General features: G+C 70.3%; 15 protein-coding genes. 6 read left to right on the plus strand and 9 right to left on the minus strand.

The window, feature by feature from the left end; translation table 11 throughout:
• Window positions 1-7: 7 nt before the first annotated feature.
• The 4 genes from ACF088_RS03570 to ACF088_RS03585 all read right to left on the minus strand — a co-directional run bounded on the left by ACF088_RS03570 (window position 8) and on the right by ACF088_RS03585 (window position 4,259).
• Window positions 8-1,531, minus strand: coding sequence for a GntP family permease (locus ACF088_RS03570; protein WP_392373702.1), 1,524 nt, complete (start codon window positions 1,529-1,531; stop codon window positions 8-10).
• Between the two features lie 160 nt (window positions 1,532-1,691).
• A complete protein-coding gene (locus ACF088_RS03575; RefSeq protein WP_392373703.1) occupies window positions 1,692-2,102 on the minus strand; it encodes a RidA family protein in 411 nt (136 codons plus the stop codon).
• A 148-nt stretch (window positions 2,103-2,250) separates the two neighbouring features.
• Entirely contained in the window at window positions 2,251-3,003 is a 753-nt protein-coding gene (locus tag ACF088_RS03580; RefSeq protein ID WP_392373704.1) for an IclR family transcriptional regulator, read from the minus strand.
• Between the two features lie 116 nt (window positions 3,004-3,119).
• Window positions 3,120-4,259 carry a sugar kinase gene (locus ACF088_RS03585; RefSeq protein WP_392373986.1) on the minus strand — a complete coding sequence of 380 codons (1,140 nt, stop codon included), beginning with the start codon at window positions 4,257-4,259 and terminating at the stop codon, window positions 3,120-3,122.
• Window positions 4,260-4,681: 422 nt separating this feature from the next.
• Between ACF088_RS03585 and ACF088_RS03590 the strand changes: the two genes are divergently transcribed.
• The gene (locus tag ACF088_RS03590) at window positions 4,682-5,971 is read left to right on the plus strand and encodes an amino acid deaminase (protein ID WP_392373705.1); all 1,290 of its coding nucleotides are present in this window, start codon (window positions 4,682-4,684) and stop codon (window positions 5,969-5,971) included.
• Window positions 5,972-6,182: 211 nt separating this feature from the next.
• Window positions 6,183-7,817 (plus strand): amidohydrolase family protein, encoded by a 1,635-nt coding sequence (locus ACF088_RS03595; RefSeq protein WP_392373706.1) that lies wholly within the window; start codon window positions 6,183-6,185, stop codon window positions 7,815-7,817.
• Between the two features lie 105 nt (window positions 7,818-7,922).
• Here the strand turns inward: ACF088_RS03595 and ACF088_RS03600 are convergent, their stop codons facing one another.
• The 3 genes from ACF088_RS03600 to ACF088_RS03610 all read right to left on the minus strand — a co-directional run bounded on the left by ACF088_RS03600 (window position 7,923) and on the right by ACF088_RS03610 (window position 11,855).
• Window positions 7,923-9,269: a DUF4157 domain-containing protein gene (locus ACF088_RS03600; protein ID WP_392373987.1), complete on the minus strand. Its 1,347-nt coding sequence runs from the start codon at window positions 9,267-9,269 to the stop codon at window positions 7,923-7,925.
• Between the two features lie 508 nt (window positions 9,270-9,777).
• Window positions 9,778-11,223 (minus strand): glyceraldehyde-3-phosphate dehydrogenase, encoded by a 1,446-nt coding sequence (locus ACF088_RS03605; protein WP_392373707.1) that lies wholly within the window; start codon window positions 11,221-11,223, stop codon window positions 9,778-9,780.
• A gap of 239 nt (window positions 11,224-11,462) precedes the next feature.
• Window positions 11,463-11,855 carry a nuclear transport factor 2 family protein gene (locus tag ACF088_RS03610; protein ID WP_392373708.1) on the minus strand — a complete coding sequence of 131 codons (393 nt, stop codon included), beginning with the start codon at window positions 11,853-11,855 and terminating at the stop codon, window positions 11,463-11,465.
• A gap of 151 nt (window positions 11,856-12,006) precedes the next feature.
• Between ACF088_RS03610 and ACF088_RS03615 the strand changes: the two genes are divergently transcribed.
• On the plus strand, window positions 12,007-12,456 hold the full coding sequence (locus tag ACF088_RS03615) for a MarR family winged helix-turn-helix transcriptional regulator (RefSeq protein WP_392373988.1): 450 nt from the start codon (window positions 12,007-12,009) through the stop codon (window positions 12,454-12,456).
• Window positions 12,457-12,500: 44 nt separating this feature from the next.
• On the opposite strand, the gene ACF088_RS03620 is transcribed toward ACF088_RS03615, so the two are convergent.
• Window positions 12,501-14,303, minus strand: coding sequence for a P-loop NTPase fold protein (locus ACF088_RS03620; RefSeq protein ID WP_392373709.1), 1,803 nt, complete (start codon window positions 14,301-14,303; stop codon window positions 12,501-12,503).
• A gap of 554 nt (window positions 14,304-14,857) precedes the next feature.
• Between ACF088_RS03620 and ACF088_RS03625 the strand changes: the two genes are divergently transcribed.
• Window positions 14,858-16,069, plus strand: a complete 1,212-nt coding sequence (locus ACF088_RS03625; protein ID WP_392373710.1) for a pyridoxal phosphate-dependent aminotransferase — start codon at window positions 14,858-14,860, stop codon at window positions 16,067-16,069.
• A gap of 85 nt (window positions 16,070-16,154) precedes the next feature.
• A complete protein-coding gene (locus ACF088_RS03630; protein ID WP_392373711.1) occupies window positions 16,155-16,622 on the plus strand; it encodes a hypothetical protein in 468 nt (155 codons plus the stop codon).
• A 235-nt stretch (window positions 16,623-16,857) separates the two neighbouring features.
• On the opposite strand, the gene ACF088_RS03635 is transcribed toward ACF088_RS03630, so the two are convergent.
• On the minus strand, window positions 16,858-18,702 hold the full coding sequence (locus tag ACF088_RS03635; RefSeq protein ID WP_392373712.1) for a phosphoenolpyruvate carboxykinase (GTP): 1,845 nt from the start codon (window positions 18,700-18,702) through the stop codon (window positions 16,858-16,860).
• A 238-nt stretch (window positions 18,703-18,940) separates the two neighbouring features.
• On the opposite strand from ACF088_RS03635, the gene ACF088_RS03640 reads away from it, so the two are divergent.
• Window positions 18,941-19,657: a hemolysin III family protein gene (locus tag ACF088_RS03640; protein WP_392373713.1), complete on the plus strand. Its 717-nt coding sequence runs from the start codon at window positions 18,941-18,943 to the stop codon at window positions 19,655-19,657.
• Window positions 19,658-20,004 lie beyond the last annotated feature (347 nt).

Raw genomic sequence — 20,004 nt, forward strand, 5'->3', positions numbered from 1 at the left:
CCGGCGTCTACACGACCAGGCTCACCAGTGCCGCCACCGCGAACCCGGCGACCGAGAGCACGGACTCCAGCACGGTCCAGGACTTGAGCGTGTCCCGCTCCGAGATCCCGAAGTACTTGCTGACCATCCAGAACCCCCCGTCATTCACATGTGAAGCGAAGATCGACCCCGCCGAGATCGCCATGATGATCAGCGCCAGATGGGCCTGGGACATGCCCTGGCCCTCGACGAGGGGGACGACGATGCCGGCCGTGGTGACGATGGCGACCGTGGCCGAGCCCTGGGCGACGCGGAGGACGAGGGAGAGGAGGTAGGCGAGGACGATGACCGGGAGACCGGCGTGGTGGAAGGTGTCGGAGAGGGCGGTGGCCACCCCGCTGCCCTTGAGGACGGCGCCGAAGATACCGCCGGCGCCGACGACCAGGATGATGTTGCCGACCGGCTTGAGCGAGGCGGTGGAGACCGTCTCCAGGGACTTGCGGGACCAGCCGCGGCGGATGCCCAGCAGGTAGTACGAGAGCAACAGGGCGATCGTCAGGGCGACGAAGGGGTGCCCGAAGAACTCGATCACCGAGCGGCCGGACGAGGGAGCCATGGCGATGGAGGAGAAGGTCGCCAGGAGGATGAGGAGCAGCGGCGTGCCGATGATGGTGAGGACGGTGGCGAGGGGGACCGGCGCCTCGTCGGGCCTGACGCCGGCCGCGGCTTTCTCCGCGGTGACCGCGGCCTTGGCCTCCTCCGCCGCCTCGACCATGTCCTGGGGGACGGGGACGAAGAGCCGCTTGCCGATCCAGGCCGCGTAGCCCCAGGCGGCGAGCACCGCCGGGATGCCGCAGAGGATGCCCATGAGGATGATCCAGCCGAGGTCGACCTTGAAGAGGCCGGCGGCGGCGACCGGGCCGGGGTGCGGCGGCAGGAAGGCGTGGGTCATGGACAGGCCCGCGAGGAGCGGCATGCAGTAGAGGAGGATCGACTTGCCGGTGGGGGTCCCCCCTGCACCAAGCTTGTCGGGTGCTTGGGTGCGCTTCGCTGCCGCGTAGACGATCGGGGCGAGGACGAAGATGCCGACGTCGAAGAAGACCGGGATGCCGAAGATCAGACCGGTCAGGCCCATGGCGAGCGGTTCGCGCTTTTCGCCGAAGAGGCGGAGCAGCCGGGAGCTCAGCACCTCGGCTCCGCCGGAGACTTCGAGGATCGCGCCGAGCATGGTGCCCAGGCCGATGATGATGGCGACGTGCCCGAGGATGCCGCCCATACCGGTCTCGATCATCGAGACGGCGTCGGATTTCTGGACCGTGCCGAAGAGTTCGGTGACGGAGAGCCCGGCGGCCAGGCCCACCGCGATGGAGACCGTCAGCAGCGCGACGAACGGCTGCAGCCGGACCTTGATGATCAGGACGAGGAGCAGGGCGATGCCCAGGGCGGCGACCGTCAGAAGCCCCGCGGTGCCCGGTATCAGGGCGATCAGTCCACCGGTGTGGGGTGGTGGTGGCGGGGTGGCCGGGGCGGCGGTCGTGGCGGCGAGGTACATGGGGGAACTCCGTTGGCAGGCAGAGGATTTCCAGGTAGGGGGGACCGCGGCAGGGCGCCCCGTCGGTGCGGGGTGCCCTGCCGTGCGGCAGATGGTGCGGATGTACTAGCGGATGCACTAAAGGCACAGCGGGTGGCTCACTAAAGGCACAGGGGGCGGCTCAGCTCAGGACGGCGAGGGCGTCGATCTCGATCAGGAGCCCCTTGGGCAGTCCGACGTAGACGGTGGTGCGGGCGGCGGGGGCCTCCTTGAGGCCCTGCTCCTCGAAGTAGGCGTTGTAGATCTCGTTCATCTCGGCGAAGTGCGCCACGTCGGTGAGGTAGACGCGGATCATCATCGCGTCGTCCCAACCGGCGCCGCCCTCTTCGAGGATGGCCTGGACGTTGGCGAGGGTCTGCAGGGTCTGCTCGCGCAGGGTGGGGCCGGCCGGGGTGGGGGCCTGGCCCTCGACGGCGGGGAGGAAGCCGACCTGGCCCGCGACCTGGAGGATGTTGCCCTTCTTGACGCCGTGGGAGAACTTCGCGGGCGGGGTGGTGTGGGTGGCCGGGGTGAGTGCGGTCTTCTCGGTCATGGGATTCAGGCTTCCTGTACGGGGCCGGTGGTTACGGGACCAGTGGTTACGGGACCAGTGGTTACGGGGCCGGTGGTTACGGGACCAGTGGTTACGGGGCCAGAGTCACGGGCCCAGCGGTTACGGGGCCAGAGTCACGGCCCAGTCGTTACTGGGGAATGGCGGTTCCGGAGTACTCCCGGCTGATGGCGTCGGCGGTGCGGCGTACCAGCGGGAGCAGCGTGAGGAGTTCCTCGGCGGTGACGACGACATTCGGTGCGGAGACCGACATGGCGGCGACCAGGCGCCCGTCCGCACCTCGGATGGGGGCCGCGACGCAGTTGATGGACTCCTCGTGGCCACCGAGGTCGGTGGCCCAGCCCTGTTCGCCGACCTTGGCCAGTTCGGCCAGGAAGGCCGTGGCGTGGGGAGTCGAACGGGACGTGTAGAGGGGGTAGTCGAGCTTCTGCGCGAGGGCGCGGCGCTCGGGTTCGGGCAGGTCGGCGAGGAGCAGTTTGGCGACCGCGGCGACGGTGATCGCGACGGGCTTGCCGATCCGGGAGTACATCCGGACCGGGTAGCGGCTCTCGACCTTGTCGATGTAGAGGACCTCGTTCTCCTCGTAGACCGCGAGGTGGACGGTGTGTCCGCATTTCTCGTTGAGTTCGACGAGGTGGGGGTGGGCGATCTCGCGTACGTCGAGGTTTTCGACGGCCTGCTGGGCGAGGGCGAAGAGCCGGGCTCCGAGGCGGTAGCGCTGGTCGGACTGGCGGTAGACGAAGCCGTGTTCGTGGAGGGTGCGCAGGAGCCGGAGGGCCGTGGACTTGTGGACACCGAGCCGGTCGGCGACCTGTCCCAGGTCGGCGGGTCCCTCGGCGAGCAGCGGCAGGATGCTCAGCGCTCGGTCGACGGTCTGGCTCATGCCGGAACCTCGCTTCGCTCGGCTTCGGATGCGCTCGGCCCGCGCCCTTCGATGATGCGCTCGCTCCGCTCACTCATGCTGGTGCCTCGTTCATGCTGGTGCCTCGCTTTGCTCGTTCACCGCGTACCTACCTCCTCGTCGGCCCTGCGGCCGGAGGCGTCGGCCCTCCGTCCGGATGCTTCGACCCTGCTGCCGGATGTTTCGGCTGCGGTCCAGCCGGGGCCGAGGTGCAGTCTCCCCCAGGCCGCGTCGTCGAGGTCCGCCAGGCGGTCGGCGTGCGCGCGGCCGGGCGGGGTCGCGAGATCGCCGGGGGCGGTGAGGGCGGCGGCGGCCCACAGGTGGCCGTGGCGGATGCGGGTGCGGACGGGAAGAGCGCGAAGGGTGGCGGAGAGGAATCCGGCGGCGAAGGCGTCTCCGGCGCCGGTGGCCGCCACGAGGTCGACGTCCAGGGAGGGGACGAAGGTGGCGGTGCCGCCGGCGTCGTCATAGAGCCCGTCGGTCGCGGTGCCGCCGGCGTCGTCGCCGCGCCCGCCGGTCGCGGTGCCGGCGGCGTCGTCGCCGCGCCCGGACGTCTTGGTGGTGCGCTGGAAGACGGTGGCTCCGCCCTTGCCCTGCTTGACGACCAGGAGGTCCGGTTCCGGCAGCGCCGCGCTGATGGCCCGTGCCCCGTGCAGGCCCCATGCGTCCCGGGCCTCGTCGTCGCCCACGAAGACCAGGTCGGCGCCCCGCGCCAGTTCGAGCAGCTCCTGCGCCGGTGACCGCTCCCGCCACAGCCCCGGCCGGTAGTTGACGTCGAACGAGAGCAGCGGCCGCCCCGGGCGGCGGGCGGTCAGCTCACGCATCAGGCCGAGGCAGTCCTCGGACAGCGCCGCCGTGATGCCGGACAGGTGCAGGATCCGGCCGGAGTGGACCGCGTCCAGGTCCAGGTGCGCGGCCGTCATGGCGGAGGCGGCGGAACCGGCACGGTAGTAGGCGACCTCGTGGGTGTCGGTTGCGCGGTCGCCCGCGGTGCGGAAGTAGATGCCGGTGGGGCGCAACGGGTCGCGCCGGACGTGGGTGACATCGACGCCGCAGCCGGCGATGGCCGCCAGGAGGTGGTCGCCGAAGCCGTCGGTACCGACCCGGGAGATCCAGCGTGCGGTGTGGCCGGTGCGGGCGAGGGTGCAGGCGACGTTGGACTCGGCACCGCCGATGGCGCGGTCGAAGGAGGGTACGTCGGCGAGCCGGCCGGGCAGCTGCGGCAGGAAGGTGACCATGGACTCGCCGAGGCAGACGACGTCGACGTCCGGGACGGGCGTGCCGTCCGGGACAAGGGTGCCGCCCAGGGCAGGTGCGCCGTCCGGGACCGGGGTGCCCTCCGGAACCGGGACGCCCTCCGGAACCGGGGCGCCCTCCGGAACGGGAGTGTCGCCGGCGTTCGCGGGCCTGGTCACGATCGGTTTCGCTCCTTCGCTGTGGTGCCTGCGCGGACCGGTTTCCGGCTGTGTGGCGCACCGGGTATCGGCCGTGTACCGCACCGGGTTCCGGCCGTGTGCGGCACGGTGTGCCGACCGTTTCCCGCCGCTTCCCGCCGCGTTTCCCACCGTTGACCGGGCGATGGCTCGGATGTTAGACAGCGGTCAGCGATATGCGCAATGAGTGTTGCAGATAGTGCAACGAGGACTTTCAAGGAGGCCCCATGGCCGGTGAACGGCTCGCGCAGGGACTCAAGGAACTCGCGGACGAGCGGGTCGATCACCGCTTCAAGGCGCTCCCCCCGGACGCCGAGGGCCGGACCGTCGGCCGGCTCGCCGCCGAGCGCCGCAACCTCTTCCGCGATGGGTTCACCACCCCTGTCCTCGCCCTCTCCGCCGAGTCGGTCGCCCACAACCTGGCCCTGATGGAGACCTACGCCGCCCGGCACGGCCTGGCCTTCGCCCCGCACGGCAAGACCTGCATGGCGCCGCAGCTCTTCGCCCGCCAGCTGGAGCACGGCGCCTGGGGCATCACCGCCGCCGTCCCCCACCAGGCCCGCGTCTACCGCCACTACGGCATCCAGCGGATCTTCCTGGCGAATGAGCTCGTGGACGCGGCCGCGCTGCGCTGGCTCGCCGGTGAGCTCGCCGCCGACCCCGGCTTCCGCTTCGTGTGCTACGTCGACTCGCTGCGCGGCATCGAGCTGATGGACACCGCATTGCGCGAGGCCGGCGCCACCCGCCCCGTGGATGTCGTCGTGGAGCTCGGCGCCGGCGAGGGCGCGCGTACCGGCGTGCGGACCGAGACCGAATGCCTCGAACTCGCCGACGCCATCGCAGGCGTGGACACCCTCCGCCTGGTCGGCGTCGCCGGCTACGAGGGCGAGGTGCCCGACGCCACCCCCGAGCGGGTGTCCGCCTGGCTGCGCCGACTGGTCGCGCTGGCCGTGGCGTTCGACACGGCGGGCCGGTTCGCCGACCTCGACCAGATCGTCATCAGCGCCGGCGGCAGCGCCTGGTTCGATGCGGTGGCCGAGGTCTTCGCCGAGATCCCCGAGCTGACCGCCCCGCCCCTCAAGCTGCTGCGCTCGGGCGCCTATGTCTCGCACGACGACGGCCACTACCGCAACGTCACCCCCTTCCAGCGCATCCCGGAGGAAGGCGCCCTGCAGCCCGCCTTCCGCCTCTGGGCGCAGGTCGTCTCCCGTCCCACGCCCGAGCAGGCGTTTCTCAACGCGGGCAAGCGCGATGCGGCGTACGACCTGCATCTGCCGCAGGCCCAGGTCGTACGGTCCGGCCGGGACGGCACCCTGCGGCCGGCGGACGGCGTCACCGTCACCGGGCTGTCCGACCAGCACGCCTGGGTCCGCACCGAGCGGGCCGGCGACCTGGAGGTCGGTGACTGGGTCGGGCTGGGCCTGTCGCACCCCTGTACCTCCTTCGACAAGTGGCAGCTGATCCCTCTGGTCGAGCAGGACGGCACGGTCACCGAGTTCATCCGCACCTTCTTCTAGGAGACCTGGGGGCCAGGGATCACCGGCCCCTCCCGACCCCGGCGGCCCCCTCCCGACCCCGGCGGTGCGCGCCGATCCCCCGCGGCGCGCGCCGCCGGCCCCCCACCCCGGCACCGAGACACGCCTCAAGCAGCGAGACACGCCTCGGGCACCCGAGGCACACCTCAGGCGCCGGGACCACGCCCAGGCACCGAGAAAGGCGGTCCCACCCATGGACACCGTGCTCCGCGACGTCCGTGTCATCGACGGGTCCGGCGGTCCGTCCTACCGCGCCGATGTCGCCCTGACCGGCGGCCGGATCGCCGTGATCCACCGCGAGACGGACGGCGGCCCGCGCCCGGGCGCCGCCCGCGTGGTGGACGGCCAGGGCCTCGCCCTCTCCCCCGGCTTCATCGATATGCACGCGCACAGCGATCTCGCGCTGCTGCGTGACCCGGCGCACGAGGCGAAGGCCGCCCAGGGCGTCACCCTCGAAGTCCTCGGCCAGGACGGCCTGTCGTACGCGCCGGTCGACGACCGGACCCTCGCCGAGGTGCGCACCCAGATCACCGGCTGGAACGGCGGAGGCCCCGGGGACACCTCCGTCGACTTCACCTGGCGTACGGTCGGCGGCTACCTCGACCGCCTCGACCACGGCTTCGACGGCAACGGCATCGCCGTCAACGCCGCCTACCTCGTCCCGCAGGGCACCGTCCGGATGCTCGCCCTCGGCTGGGACGACCGCGCCGCCACCGCCGACGAGCTGACGCGGATGAAACAGCTGGTCGCCGAGGGCCTGGAGCAGGGCGCGGTGGGCCTGTCCTCCGGCCTGACCTACACCCCCGGCATGTACGCCTCCGACGCGGAACTCACCGAACTGTGCCGGGTGGTGGCCCGCTACGACGGCTACTACTGCCCGCACCACCGCTCCTACGGGGCGGGCGCCCTCCAGGCGTACGAGGAGATGGTGGCGCTCACCCGCGAGGCCGGCTGTGCGCTGCATCTGGCGCACGCCACCATGAACTTCGGCGTCAACGAGGGCCGCGCGCCCGAGCTGCTCTCGCTCCTGGACAGGGCGCTGGACACGGGCGCGGACATCACCCTCGACACCTACCCCTACACCCCCGGCTGTACGACCCTGGTCGCGATGCTGCCGAGCTGGGCGAGCGAGGGCGGTCCCGAGGCGATCCTTTCCCGCCTCCGCGACGAGGCGACGGCCGAGCGGATCCGCCGGGTCATGGAGGTGGAAGGGGCGGACGGCTGTCACGGGGTGCCCATCGACTGGGACACCATCGAGATCTCCGGTGTCGCGGACCCCGCTCTGACCGGCTATGTCGGCAAGACCCTTGCCCGCAGCGCGGCGGAGCGCGGCGAGGAGCCGTGGGTGACCGCCCGGCGTCTCCTGACCGACGACCGCCTGGGCTCGACGATCCTGCAGCACATCGGCCACGAGGAGAACGTCCGCCGGATCATGCGCCACCGGGTGCACACCGGCGGCAGCGACGGCATCCTCCAGGGCCTCAAACCGCATCCGCGCGCCTACGGGACCTTCCCCCAGTACCTCGGCAGGTACGTCCGCGAGCTGGGAGTGCTGTCCCTGGAGGAGTGCGTCGCCCATCTGACCGGCCGCCCGGCCGCCCGCCTGCGGCTGACCGACCGCGGCCTCGTCCATGAGGGCTACCGCGCCGACCTCGTCCTCTTCGACCCCGAAACGGTCGCCGCCGGCTCCACCTTCGACGCCCCGCGCACCCTGCCCACCGGCATCCCGCAGGTGCTCATCGACGGCCGGTTCGTGATCGAGGACGGCCGGCGGACGGATGTCCTGGCGGGACGGGCGGTACGGCGCACGGCGACCGGCCGGGGCTGAGACTCGGGCCGAGACGCCGCCGGGCCGGGGCTCACGCGTCGCCGGGCCGGAACAAGGTGAACGTCCGGCATCGGCAACCGAAGCCGACTCCACGGCAGTTCGTGGTTACACGGCTGCTACGGCTTCACCCGGCAGGGGTGCCCCCGACTTGTTGCCCACGATGCTCACATCCGCGATGAACAACTGAAACAGCAGCTGGCTCGGGCCGGCTTCTCTGCCCTTCTTGCTTTTGGCTCCCTGCGCGACAGCCATGCTGAACGGCTCGTTCTCTTCCGCCTTCACGCCGATATAGCCGGGCAGCGCGCCTTCGTTCGCGTTGGCGTTCTGATAGTCGCCGCCATGTGCCTTGCGGATCAATTCGCTGTTGTAGGAGGGCCCGAGGGCCATGTGCTGCGGGTGGAAGAGAAGTTCGTGCGCACCGGGCTTCAGCGTGAACTTCAGCATGACCTGATACGCCTCGCCCCCCATGTTGTGGTACGCGTCGGCCTGGGCCCGGTCGCCGAGGTGGGCACCGATGGTCATGCCTTTGTGGTCGGTCTTGAACTCCTTGGCCGAGCCGTCGCCATCCGCCACGTACTTCAGGGCGGCCGCCTGTGCGGGGCTGCCCCAGTACTCCATGATGCCCATCGCCTCTTCGAGGCTCATTGACCTGTACAGATCGAGCTTCCCGGCCGTCTCCGGCTTGCCCTGCAGCTGACGCAAGAGGTCCGGGCCGACGGTCTTGACGATTTCGTCCATCGTGCGCCCCTTCCCCGCCTTGGCCTTCTTGTTCTTCTTGGCCGCGTTGGTGAGGCTCACTTTGGCGGTGGCCGTCTCTTTGGTGGCCTTGCCGTCGGCGCCCATGATCCCCGCTTGACGTTCCCAATGCTCGGTTGTCATCACGTTTTGAGGGTTTGCCGGGTTGTCGTGGTCGTAGGCGCGCTGCACGGCGTGGAGGGCGGCGGGCACGTGGGGAGACGCCACGCGGCGTTGCAGGTTCCGGGCGGCCTGGGGGCCGGCAGCCATGGCCCGACTGGCATTCGCCTCGGCTTCGCGTTCGAAGCGGTCGGACGGGTCGGAGACCTTCAGCCCGTTGCCGTTGTCGGCGCCGGCGACGGGGCCTTGGCGCTGCTGGATGACGTGGGTGAGCTCATGGGCCAGGGTGTGCTGGTCCGCACCGCCGTCGCCGATGACGACGTGACTGCCGCTGGTGTAGGCGTGGGCACCGACTTCGGCGGCCGAGGCCTTGGCGGCGGCGTCGCTGTGGATACGGACGTCGGAGAAGTCCGCGCCCAGACGCGCTTCCATATCGGCACGGGTGACCTCGTCCAGCGGCCGGCCGGGCGTGCGCAGCACATCGTGGACGGCGGAGCGCTGCACCGCGGGCTGCGGTGCCGGCTCGTGCCGGTGGCCGCGTCCGGCGCCGTGCCGATGCTGCTCCTGGGCCCCGGGGTGGCCGGCCTGACGGAGCATCTGAACGACCGCGGCGTTACCCGCACCGGCCTGCAGACCGAGCAGGCCACGCGGCTGTGCGGGCGGGGCGGATGCGGGCTTGTGTGCCGCGGTACGGCTGCTGCCCGCCCCGGCATGTCCGACCTGCTCGTGATGGTGCACGGGAGCCCCTCTTCCGCCGCTGGTTCGTCAACCCTCTCTGGATACGTGCCGGGGATTCACCGAGGCAAGGTACGAAAGGGCAGCAGTACTGACCGGACGGGTGCCATCCGACGCCGGGTGGGCGATCGGGCGACTGGAGGAAGCGACCTTCTCGCGGAACAGCACTCGGAACCGGAAGCGACAGTCTCGCAGAACAGCACACGGGACGGGAAGCAACCGTCACGCAGAACAGCGCGCGGAACCGGTAGCAACCGTCGCGCAGAACAGCGCGCGGAACCGGAAGTGCCCCCCGTCGCCGGTCCCTTCCGCCGCCGACGGGCGGTGGAAGGGCCGGCGGACCGGGCAGTCCCCGGATCAGACCGCCGGATCAGACCGCCGGGGCCGGGTAGCTCGGGTACTCCACCCCGGAGACGTGCTGGACGACGCGGATGACCTGGCAGGAGTAGCCGAACTCGTTGTCGTACCAGAGGTAGAGGATCGCGTTGTCGCCGTCGACCTTGGTGGCGCCGGCGTCGACGATCGAGGCGTGGCGCGAGCCCATGAAGTCGCTCGACACCGCGTCGGGCGCCGTGGTGAAGTCGATCTGGCGCTTGAGCGGCGAGGTCAGCGACACGTCGCGGAGGTAGTCGAGGACCTCCTCGCGGCTGGTCTCACGGCCGAGCCGCAGGCTGAGGATCGCGATCGAGACGTCCGGCACCGGGACCCGGATCGAGCTGCCGGTGATCGGGGCCGTGAGTTCGGGCAGCGCCTTGGCCACGGCGGAGGCGGCGCCGGTCTCGGTGATCACCATGTTGAGCGGCGCCGAGCGGCCGCGACGGTCGGCCTTGTGGTAATTGTCCAGCAGGTTCTGGTCGTTGGTGAACGAGTGGACGGTCTCCACGTGGCCGCGCAGCACGCCGTACTCGTCCGCCATCGCCTTCAGCGGCGGGACGATCGCGTTGGTGGTGCAGGACGCGCAGGACAGGATCTGCTCGTCCGGCTTGATCGTGTCGTGGTTGACGCCGTGCACGATGTTGGGGACGTCGCCCTTGCCCGGCGCGGTCAGGACGACCTTGTCGATGCCGGGGCGGAGGTGCGTCGACAGGCCCTCGCGGTCGCGCCACTTGCCGGTGTTGTCGATGAGGATGGCGCTCTTGATGCCGTACGCCGTGTAGTCGACCTCCGAGGGGTCGTTGGCGTAGATCACCTTGATCTCGTTGCCGTTGGCGATGATCGTGCTGTTCGCCTCGTCAACGGTGATCGTGCCCTGGAACTGCCCGTGGATGGAGTCGCGGCGCAGCAGCGAGGCACGCTTGACGATGTCCTGCTCACCGCCCTGGCGGACGACGATGGCGCGCAGCCGCAGACCGTTGCCGGAACCGGCCTTCTCGATGAGCAGGCGGGCGACGAGGCGGCCGATGCGGCCGAACCCGTAGAGGACGACATCGCGCGGCTCGCGGCGCTCGATCTTGTCGGCACCGGTGGCACCGGCGACGGCCTCGGCGGTGAACTCCTCCACCGACAGACCGCGGTCATCGGTCCGGTACGTCTCGGCGAGCAGGGCGATGTCGATCTGGGACGGGCCGAGATCGAGCGAGGTGAGTGCCTGCAGGAACGGCAGCGTCTCGGTGACCGAGAGTTCCGCACCGGCGATCTGCCGGGCGAACCGGTGGGTCTTGAGGATGCTGACCACCGACTTGTTCACCAAGGAGCGGCTGTGCAGCAGGACTGTGACGTCCCGCTCCCGGTGCAGCTTCCCGATGATCGGGATCATCGACTCCGCGATCTCTTCGCGGTTTTTCCAGTTGGTGAACGAGTCGTCATTGACAGTCACAGGCTTATCTTTCGAGCTAGGCGGTGCTCATATGCTACCGCCCCGCTCTTTTCATCATTCAAACGGTGCCACCCGAGCGAGCTTCCGTGATCGATCCCCACCGTTGCACCCGCCCCACCAGGGCGGACAGGGCCGGGAGGGGCGGGGAGGACCACAGGAGGGGCGAGGAGGGGAGGGGGAGCGGGAGGACCGACAGGAGCGCGGCCCAAGGATCGCGTGTCACACCCCGGGGCACCTCCCTAGCGGGCGCTGCCGAGGCCGCGATCGGCGTCGGAGCCCTGGAGCATCAGGGTGGTCTCCTCGATGCGGCTGAACCGGCCGTCGGGCGCGAGGTCGGCGAACACGTAGACCTCCATGCGCACGGTGGAGCCGTCCTTCTTCGTGATGTGGGCGGTGTGCCGATCGGCGTACTTGCTGCCGCTGTACAGCTCTTCGTGCACCTCGATATACCCCCCGGCGACGAGGGTGCGCACATGGGCGAGGTGCGCAAGGAACTCGGTGCGGTCGGCCCACTGGCCATCCGTGCGCTGGCGGTACTCCGGGGCGAAGTGACGGTCGGCAGCCTCCTGCAGGGTGATGTCACCGTTGAAGAGCAGGTCGTTCAGGGCGGCCTCGATGCCGATGCCGGTCATGGGAGTTCCTTTCAGAGGAAGAGAGGTGCGTGCGTCGCGCACGCATCTCCTTCACTGTAGCAGGGGATGCGTGCGCGACGCACGCTATTCTTGTGCCATGGAGAACGCGGAGAACGAGGCGGACGAGGCGAACGTGGAGAACGAGGCGAGCGTGGAGAACGAGGTAGGACATGAGATCGCCGACGCACTGGGCCTCCTGCTCAGGCGCACCACTCGCGCGCAGCTGCACCAGCAGCTCACCGAGGGCATGGGCGAGGCGGTGGACGAATTGACGTACCCGGTACTCAGCGCGCTGGCCCGGACCGGGCCCCGCAGCGCCGCCGACCTGGCGCCCGACGCCGGAGTCGATCGCTCCGGCGTGACCCGCCGGGCCTCTCGGCTGGAGGCCGCCGGCCTGATCCGCCGTGAGCCTGACCCCACCGACCGGCGCGCGCACCTGCTCGTCCTCACCGAGCAGGGCCGCTCCGCAGTGGCAGAGCTGCGGAGACGCCTGGCCGCCCACATCATGACGAGCCTGTCCTCATGGCCGCCCGGTGAGGCCGAGACATTCGCCCACCACCTGCGCCGCTTCACGGCCGAAGGCCCGTTCGCCCAGGCCTAGACCTGGGCCTGGGTCTGGGCCTGGGTCTGGGCCTGGGTCTGGGTCTAGGCAGACCCTGGTCCCGGCGGCCGATCCGCCTCGGCCGCGCGCACGACCAGCCGCTCGATCTCGGTCCCGCTGCTCGTCAGCTGTGCGCCCAGCTCCCGTGCCACCGCCTTGCGTTCCGGGGTGACGCGGCCCGCATAGAAGATGACCGGGCCGGCGTAGCGGCCGTCGCGGCGCAGACGTGCGAGGTACTCCAGGCCCTCCCGCGGATTTCCGCCCCGGTCGATATCGGAGACGATCATCGTCGGCGGCTCGACGGCGAGGGCCGCGTCCGCGGAGCCGGAATCCTCGGCGATCCGCACCACCGCGCCCGCCGCCCTGAACGCGCTGACCAGGGAGTCGTTGTTCCGCGGGTGGTCGTCCACCCACAGGATGTGCACGCCTCGCAACAGCGCGCCGTGCACCCGGGTCGCCCCGGTCTGCGCCGTCGGCACCGCGCCGTACGCCTGTACCGGTGACTGCGCCGGGGCCGGGAGCGGCCGGAGGTACGCGGCGGCGGGCTCCGGCTGCACCGCGGCCGGGAGCGCGACCCCCGCACGCAAGCGGAGCAGCAGTTCCTCGGACCGGGGCAGCGCCACCAGGCCGTCGATCAGCGAGGTGAACTCCTGGTCGCTCACCATGTCCGGGAAATCGCTGGGCAGTTGGCGCTCCAGCCGGCTCAGCGCCTCGCCGCGGCGGTCCATGTCCTGTTCCGGCAGGTCGTGCTCCCGCAGGAAACGGGTCACCACCGGCAGCTCCGCCACGGGGACTGGGCCGGGGGCCCGCAGCAGCCGGCGCACCTGCCGGTAGGTGCGGAACTCGGCGATCACATCGCCGGTGCCGGAGCCGGCGGCCCCGGCCACCATCCGGTAGAAGTCGGGGTAGAAGTACTGCAGAAGCAACGTCCTGACCACCGCCTCGGGCGGGAAGTCGTCCCACATGGGGTTGAGTGTCGCCTCCAGCACAAAGCCGTTCACCAGACGCTTGATGCGCCGGGGGTTACGGGCCGAGCGCTCCGCGAGGAGCGTGGTCAGCCGCTCGTCCAGCAGTTGCTCGATCCCGACGGTCCGGGCGCACCGCCGGATGTACTCCCGGACGCCCTGCTGGTCCGCCACCGGGATGCGGTAACTCGTCTGAAAGATCTTTTCCATGAAGGCCGAAGCGGCGGGGGACAGATCGCGCAACAGCCCGTTGGGCGCCAGCGCCGAACGGTCGCATCCGATGACGAACTCCAGACCCGGCACGTCCAGATAGACCTTCACCGCCTCGCAGACCGCGAGCACGCTCTCCTCCGAGCAGCGGTCGAGGTCGTCGATGAAGACGACCAGCAGCCGGCGTGGCCGGAAGCCGTCGGTCTGCGACCACTCCTGCACCAGCTCGCCGATCGCACCGCGCATCTCGTTGCGTGCCTGGGAGTTGACGGACAGGGTCTTCCACAGTTCGTCGACCAGACCGGCCGCCCCCAGCGGCCCGGCGGCGACCGTCGTCACCGCCCGTACGGCCCGGAGCAGCGCGCGCCGCTCGGAGATCCGCTGCAGTGCGCGCCGCAGCACCCGCCGGTCGAACCGCATCAGCACGGACTTGATCAGTCCTTCCAGTGCATCGGCGCCCTGCGAGGTCCAGGCGTTGTACCAGACGGTGTGCACCTCGGGGGCGTGCGCCAGCTCCGCGTCGACCAACCGCATCAGGCTGCTCTTGCCCATCCCCCAGCCGGCGTCGACGGCGAGCGTGAAGGGGGTGGAGTGGCGGGAGGCGACCAGCAGACCGGCGAGCTGGCGGGCGGCGCGGCCGGCGCCGAGCAGATCCGCGCCGGGCTCGGCCACCGGTTCGTCATTGAGCAGTGCAAAGGGAGCGTGCGACGCATGCGACGTGTGTGACGCGTGTGACGTGTGTGACGCGTGTGATGCGTGTGATGCGTGTGATGCGTGCGATGAGGTCGCGGGCGGCACGGCTGAGGAAGCCGCGAGCGGGGGTAAATCCGCCGAAGTGGCCATGCGTCCGGAGCGTACCGATCCGCGCGCCTGCCCGCCGGTCACCCGTGAAATCCGTGGTGCCCACGAGTGCGGCACCGCACCGGTCGGCCCGTCCGGCCGTCCGCCCGCGTCGGCCCGACCGGCCGCCCTCCCGACCAACCTCCGCCCCTCCAGCCCCTCCAGCCCCTCCGTCGTCCACCCCTTCGCCCACCAACCTCCAGCCCTCCGCCCTCCGCCCTCCAGCCCTCCGACCGGCCACCCAGCCGCCCCTGGCCGCCCCGCTTCGGCCGCCCAGCCGACCGGCCACAGAGCGTCACTTTGCGTGCCGCACCCCACACCGTCCGCTGACCAACGTGGGGAAAAACACCGGGCGGGGGGCGTTACGCAGCCGTAAGGTGGCGGACATGCAGGTGATCCAGTCAACGAAGCTCGCCAACGTCTGCTACGAAATTCGTGGCCCGGTGCTCGAGGAGGCCATGCGGCTGGAGGCGGCGGGTCACCGCATCCTCAAGCTCAACACCGGCAACCCGGCGGCGTTCGGCTTCGAGTGCCCGCCCGAGATCCTGGAGGACATCCTCCGCTCGGTCGGTACGGCACACGGCTACGGCGACGCGAAGGGCCTGCTCTCCGCCCGTCGTGCGGTGATGCAGCACTACCAGACCAAGGGCATCGAGCTCTCGGTCGACGACATCTACCTCGGCAACGGCGTCTCCGAGCTCATTCAGATGTCGATGCAGGCGCTGCTGGACGACGGCGACGAGGTGCTGGTCCCGGCCCCGGACTACCCGCTGTGGACGGCGTCCGTATCGCTCTCCGGCGGTACGGCCGTGCACTACCGCTGTGACGAGCAGGCCGACTGGATGCCGGACCTCGCCGATATCGAGCGCAAGGTCACCGACCGCACCAAGGCCATCGTCGTCATCAACCCCAACAACCCCACGGGTGCCGTTTACGACGACGAGCTGCTGCGGGGCATCGCGGAGATCGCCCGGCGGCACAACCTGATCGTCTGCGCCGACGAGATCTACGACAAGATCCTCTACGACGGTGTCACCCACACCCCCTTCGCCTCGCTCGCCCCGGACCTGCTGACCCTGACCTTCAACGGGCTGTCGAAGTCGTACCGGGTGGCGGGCTACCGCAGCGGCTGGATGGCGGTCTGCGGCCCGAAGGCGCACGCCGCCTCGTACATCGAGGGGCTGACGATCCTCGCCAATATGCGGCTGTGCGCCAATATGCCGGCCCAGCACGCGGTCGCCACGGCCCTCGGAGGCCGTCAGTCGATCAACGAACTGGTACTGCCCGGCGGCCGACTGCTGGAGCAGCGCGATACGGCGTACGAGCTGCTGACGCAGATCCCCGGCGTCAGCTGCGTCAAGCCGAAGGGCGCGCTGTACGCCTTCCCCCGGCTGGACCCCAAGGTCTACAAGGTCAAGGACGACCGGCAGATGGTGCTCGATCTGCTGCGCGCCGAGAAGATCATGATCGTGCACGGCACGGGCTTCAACTGGCCGGAGCCGGATCACTTCCGCCTGGTCACGCTGCCCAGCAAGGACGAACTGACGGATGCCGTCACCCGGATCGGTTCCTTCCTCGACGGTTACGGACAGTGCTGAGCCGGAGCAATTTCTATACGGATCATAACTTTAGACACTGTCTAAGCTAGGATGGTCTCCTAGCCGCTTATCAGGAGGCCGTCCCATGTACGAACCGATCCGCACCAAGTCGGTCCACACCATGGCCGCCGCCCCGGAGATCCCACACCGCTCCCGCGAGGAGGAGTTGGAGATCCGGCTCGCCGGACAGCTGACCGCCCTGCTCACCGTCACCGACGAACTGCACGCCCTGGCGACACGGGACGGCGGCGCACCGGACGGTGCCGCGCCGGACGGGGCAGCGCTGGACGGTGCCGCCCTGTCCGCCGCGGCGAAGCGCATCGCCGAGCAGGTCGCGCGGCTGAGCGGCGGCCACTATCCGCGGCGCGCCGAGCCCTCCGACAGCGGCAGCCCGTCCCGGCCCGAGGCCCTGCAGCAGCGTGCCCACACCCTCGCCGGGAACGCCCTGGCGGTCGCCACCTCCCGGGGTGACACCGCGGCGATGGCCCTGGCCGCGGAGCGGATGGAGGCACACGCCGCACCGCGTCGAGACCGGGATCTCGCCACGGCCTGAGCCGCGCGCGGGACGGACGGACCGGCGCCTCTTCGGCCGCCCCCGCCCTGCCCCTCTCTCCCCGCCTCTCTCTGCCCCGACCCTGCCCCTGGCCCCGGCCCCGGCGTCACTCCACCGGCGCATCCGGACGGCCTTTCTTCGGCGGACCCGGGGGCGGGCGACCAACGGGCCGGGGCCCCGCACGCGAGGTGCGGGGCCCCGGCCGGGCGGAGTCGCGCGACGGCTGGTGCGGCGACTAGCCGAGCCGCTGGACCAGTGCGCGGTACTCGTCCCACAGCTCCTTCGGCGTGTGGTCACCGAAGGTGTTGAGGTGCTCGGGGATCAGCGCCGCCTCCTCGCGCCACACGTCCTTGTCGACGGTGAGCAGGAAGTCGAGGTCGGCGTCGTCGAGGTCCAGGCCGTTGGTGTCCAGCGCGTCCTTCGTGGGCAGCACACCGATGGGGGTCTCGACGCCCTCGGCCTTGCCGTCCAGGCGCTCGACGATCCACTTGAGCACCCGGCCGTTCTCGCCGAAGCCGGGCCAGACGAAGCGGCCCTGGTCGTCCTTGCGGAACCAGTTGACGTAGTAGATCTTCGGCAGCTTGGACTGGTCCTTGTCAGCACCGACCTTGACCCAGTGGCCCATGTAGTCGCCCATGTTGTAGCCGCAGAACGGCAGCATGGCGAACGGGTCGCGGCGCAGCTCGCCGACCTTGCCCTCGGCCGCCGCGGTCTTCTCGCTGGCGACGTTGGCGCCGAGGAAGACGCCGTGCTGCCAGGTCAGCGACTCGGTCACCAGCGGTACGGCGCTGGCGCGGCGGCCGCCGAAGAGGATCGCCGAGATCGGCACGCCCTTGGGGTCTTCCCACTCCGGCGCGATGATCGGGCACTGGCCGGCCGGGACGGTGAAGCGGGCGTTGGGGTGGGCCGCCGGGGTTGCGGACTCCGGGGTCCAGTCGTTGCCCTTCCAGTCGGTCAGGTGAGCGGGCTTCTCCTCCGTCATGCCCTCCCACCAGACGTCGCCGTCGTCGGTGAGCGCGACGTTGGTGAAGACGGAGTTGCCCCACATCGTCTTCATGGCGTTGGCGTTGGTGTGCTCGCCGGTGCCGGGCGCGACACCGAAGAATCCGGCCTCGGGGTTGATGGCGTAGAGGCGGCCGTCCTCACCGAAGCGCATCCAGGCGATGTCGTCGCCGATGGTCTCGACGGTCCAGCCGGAGATCGTGGGCTCCAGCATCGCGAGGTTGGTCTTGCCGCAGGCGGACGGGAAGGCGGCGGCGACGTACTTGGCCTCGCCCTGCGGCGGGGTGAGCTTGAGGATCAGCATGTGCTCGGCGAGCCAGCCCTCGTCACGCGCCATGACGGAGGCGATACGCAGCGCGTAGCACTTCTTGCCGAGCAGGGCGTTGCCGCCGTAGCCCGAGCCGTAGGACCAGATCTCGCGGTCCTCGGGGAAGTGCGAGATGTACTTGGTGGAGTTGCACGGCCACGGAACGTCGGCCTCACCCTCGGCCAGCGGGGCGCCGAGGGTGTGCACCGCCTTGACGAAGAAGCCGTCCTCGCCGAGCTCGTCCAGCACCGGCTGCCCCATGCGCGTCATGGTGCGCATCGAGACCGCGACGTAGGCGGAGTCGGTGATCTCCACACCGATCGCGGAGAGCGGCGAGCCGAGCGGGCCCATGCAGAACGGGACGACGTACATCGTCCGGCCCTTCATCGAGCCGCGGAAGATGGCCTGCTCACCGGCTACGCCGCTGTCTCCACCGGTAAAGATGGCCCGCATCTCGGCGGGGGCCTTCCAGTGGTTGGTCGGGCCGGCGTCCGCCTCCTTCTCGGAGCAGATGAAGGTGCGGTCCTCGACGCGCGCCACATCCGAGGGGTCGGAGGCGGCGTAGTACGAGTTGGGGCGCTTGATCGGGTCGAGCTTCTTGAACGTGCCCTTGTCGACGAGCTCCTCGCACAGACGCTCGTACTCCGCCTCCGAGCCGTCACACCAGACGACCCGGTCGGGCTGGGTGAGCGCTGCGATCTCGTCGACCCAGGAGATGAGGTCCTGGTGACGAGTCGGATGGGCAGAGGGAGCCGCGTTGTCGCGCGCCACGATCGCTCCTAGATGAGGGTGTGGACGAATTTATGCCCGTTTTGCCGGGAAATCCGCTTCTTTTGTTTGCCTGCCCCTTGGGGGCCGCGACCCGGATGCTTCGTGACCGCTCATCCGGTGCCGACCGCACTCATTTGATCATCCGACCCGGAGGGGTTTCTGTCCAGAGGGCACCTTGGTGACCGTCACCACTCCGCCACGAATCGGTAACTTACGGTCGCGTAGGTAGCATTGAGCCATGACTTCCGCGCCCGACGCCGCCGAGAGCCAGACCCCCTCCGCGCCGCCCGCGATCGCGGCGGTCGCCGCCGCGGCCGACCCCCTCAAGCCCAAACTGCGCGGCTGGCTGCATGCCGGAATGTTCCCCGCCGTCCTCCTCTCCGGGGTCATACTGACCGCCCTCGCCGACAGCCCCCGCGGCCGGCTGGCGTGCGCCATCTACACCATGACCGCCTGCCTGCTCTTCGGGGTCAGCGCCCTTTACCACCGGGGCAATTGGGGGCCGCGGGCCGACGGCGTGCTGCGCCGGCTCGACCACGCCAATATCTTCCTGATCATCGCGGGCACCTATACGCCACTGACGATGCTGCTCATGCCCGGCTCCCGCGGCCAGGCGCTACTCTGGGCGGTCTGGGCGGCCGCACTGGCCGGGATCGCCTTCCGGGTCTTCTGGGTCGGCGCTCCACGCTGGCTCTACACCCCCTGCTACATCGCCATGGGCTGGGCCGCCGTCTTCTTCCTGCCCGACTTCCTGCGCACCGGCGGGGTCGCCGTGCTGGTACTGGTCATCGTCGGCGGGCTGCTCTACAGCGCGGGCGGCGTGATCTACGGGATCAAGCGCCCCAACCCCTCACCGCGGTGGTTCGGCTTCCACGAGGTCTTCCACTCCTTCACCCTGGCGGCGTTCGTCGTGCACTACGTCGGCATCTCCCTGGTGGCCTATTCGCACGCCTGAGGCGGCGGTCCGGCCCCGAACGGCCACCCCTCCCCCACCCTCCGCGCCACGATGGCCGCGACCCTGCCGAGGTCGCGGCCATCCGCCGTCTCGGCCCCCGCTCGGAGCCAACGGAGTCAACGGAGCCTCCGGAACGGAACCGGCGGAGCGCCTGGAGCCCGCGGGACCCACAGAGCCCACGGAGCCCACTCCTGGCAATTCCCGGGCGTAATCATTCATAGGCACAGCGTGACATGCCCCACTGACAACGGGCGTTCCCGGTCGCCCAGCGGTTGCCCAGCCCTTGCCCGCGCTTGCCCAACGCTTGCCCAGCACTTGCCCAGCACTTGCCCGGCACCGGCCCAGGC

The sequence above is a fragment of the Streptomyces sp. NPDC015125 genome (assembly GCF_043080045.1).
GTDB lineage: Bacteria > Actinomycetota > Actinomycetes > Streptomycetales > Streptomycetaceae > Streptomyces.

Excerpts from the sequence above, each read along its gene's own strand:
- ACF088_RS03625 (WP_392373710.1), top strand. The coding sequence starts at position 14,858 with ATGCAGGTGATCCAGTCAACGAAGCTCGCCAACGTCTGCTACGAAATT.
- ACF088_RS03580 (WP_392373704.1), bottom strand. The coding sequence starts at position 3,003 with ATGAGCCAGACCGTCGACCGAGCGCTGAGCATCCTGCCGCTGCTCGCC.
- ACF088_RS03585 (WP_392373986.1), bottom strand. The coding sequence starts at position 4,259 with ATGGTCACCTTCCTGCCGCAGCTGCCCGGCCGGCTCGCCGACGTACCC.
- ACF088_RS03630 (WP_392373711.1), top strand. The coding sequence starts at position 16,155 with ATGTACGAACCGATCCGCACCAAGTCGGTCCACACCATGGCCGCCGCC.
- ACF088_RS03610 (WP_392373708.1), bottom strand. The coding sequence starts at position 11,855 with ATGACCGGCATCGGCATCGAGGCCGCCCTGAACGACCTGCTCTTCAAC.
- ACF088_RS03640 (WP_392373713.1), top strand. The coding sequence starts at position 18,941 with ATGACTTCCGCGCCCGACGCCGCCGAGAGCCAGACCCCCTCCGCGCCG.
- ACF088_RS03600 (WP_392373987.1), bottom strand. The coding sequence starts at position 9,269 with ATGCTCCGTCAGGCCGGCCACCCCGGGGCCCAGGAGCAGCATCGGCAC.
- ACF088_RS03595 (WP_392373706.1), top strand. The coding sequence starts at position 6,183 with ATGGACACCGTGCTCCGCGACGTCCGTGTCATCGACGGGTCCGGCGGT.
- ACF088_RS03590 (WP_392373705.1), top strand. The coding sequence starts at position 4,682 with ATGGCCGGTGAACGGCTCGCGCAGGGACTCAAGGAACTCGCGGACGAG.
- ACF088_RS03570 (WP_392373702.1), bottom strand. The coding sequence starts at position 1,531 with ATGTACCTCGCCGCCACGACCGCCGCCCCGGCCACCCCGCCACCACCA.
- ACF088_RS03575 (WP_392373703.1), bottom strand. The coding sequence starts at position 2,102 with ATGACCGAGAAGACCGCACTCACCCCGGCCACCCACACCACCCCGCCC.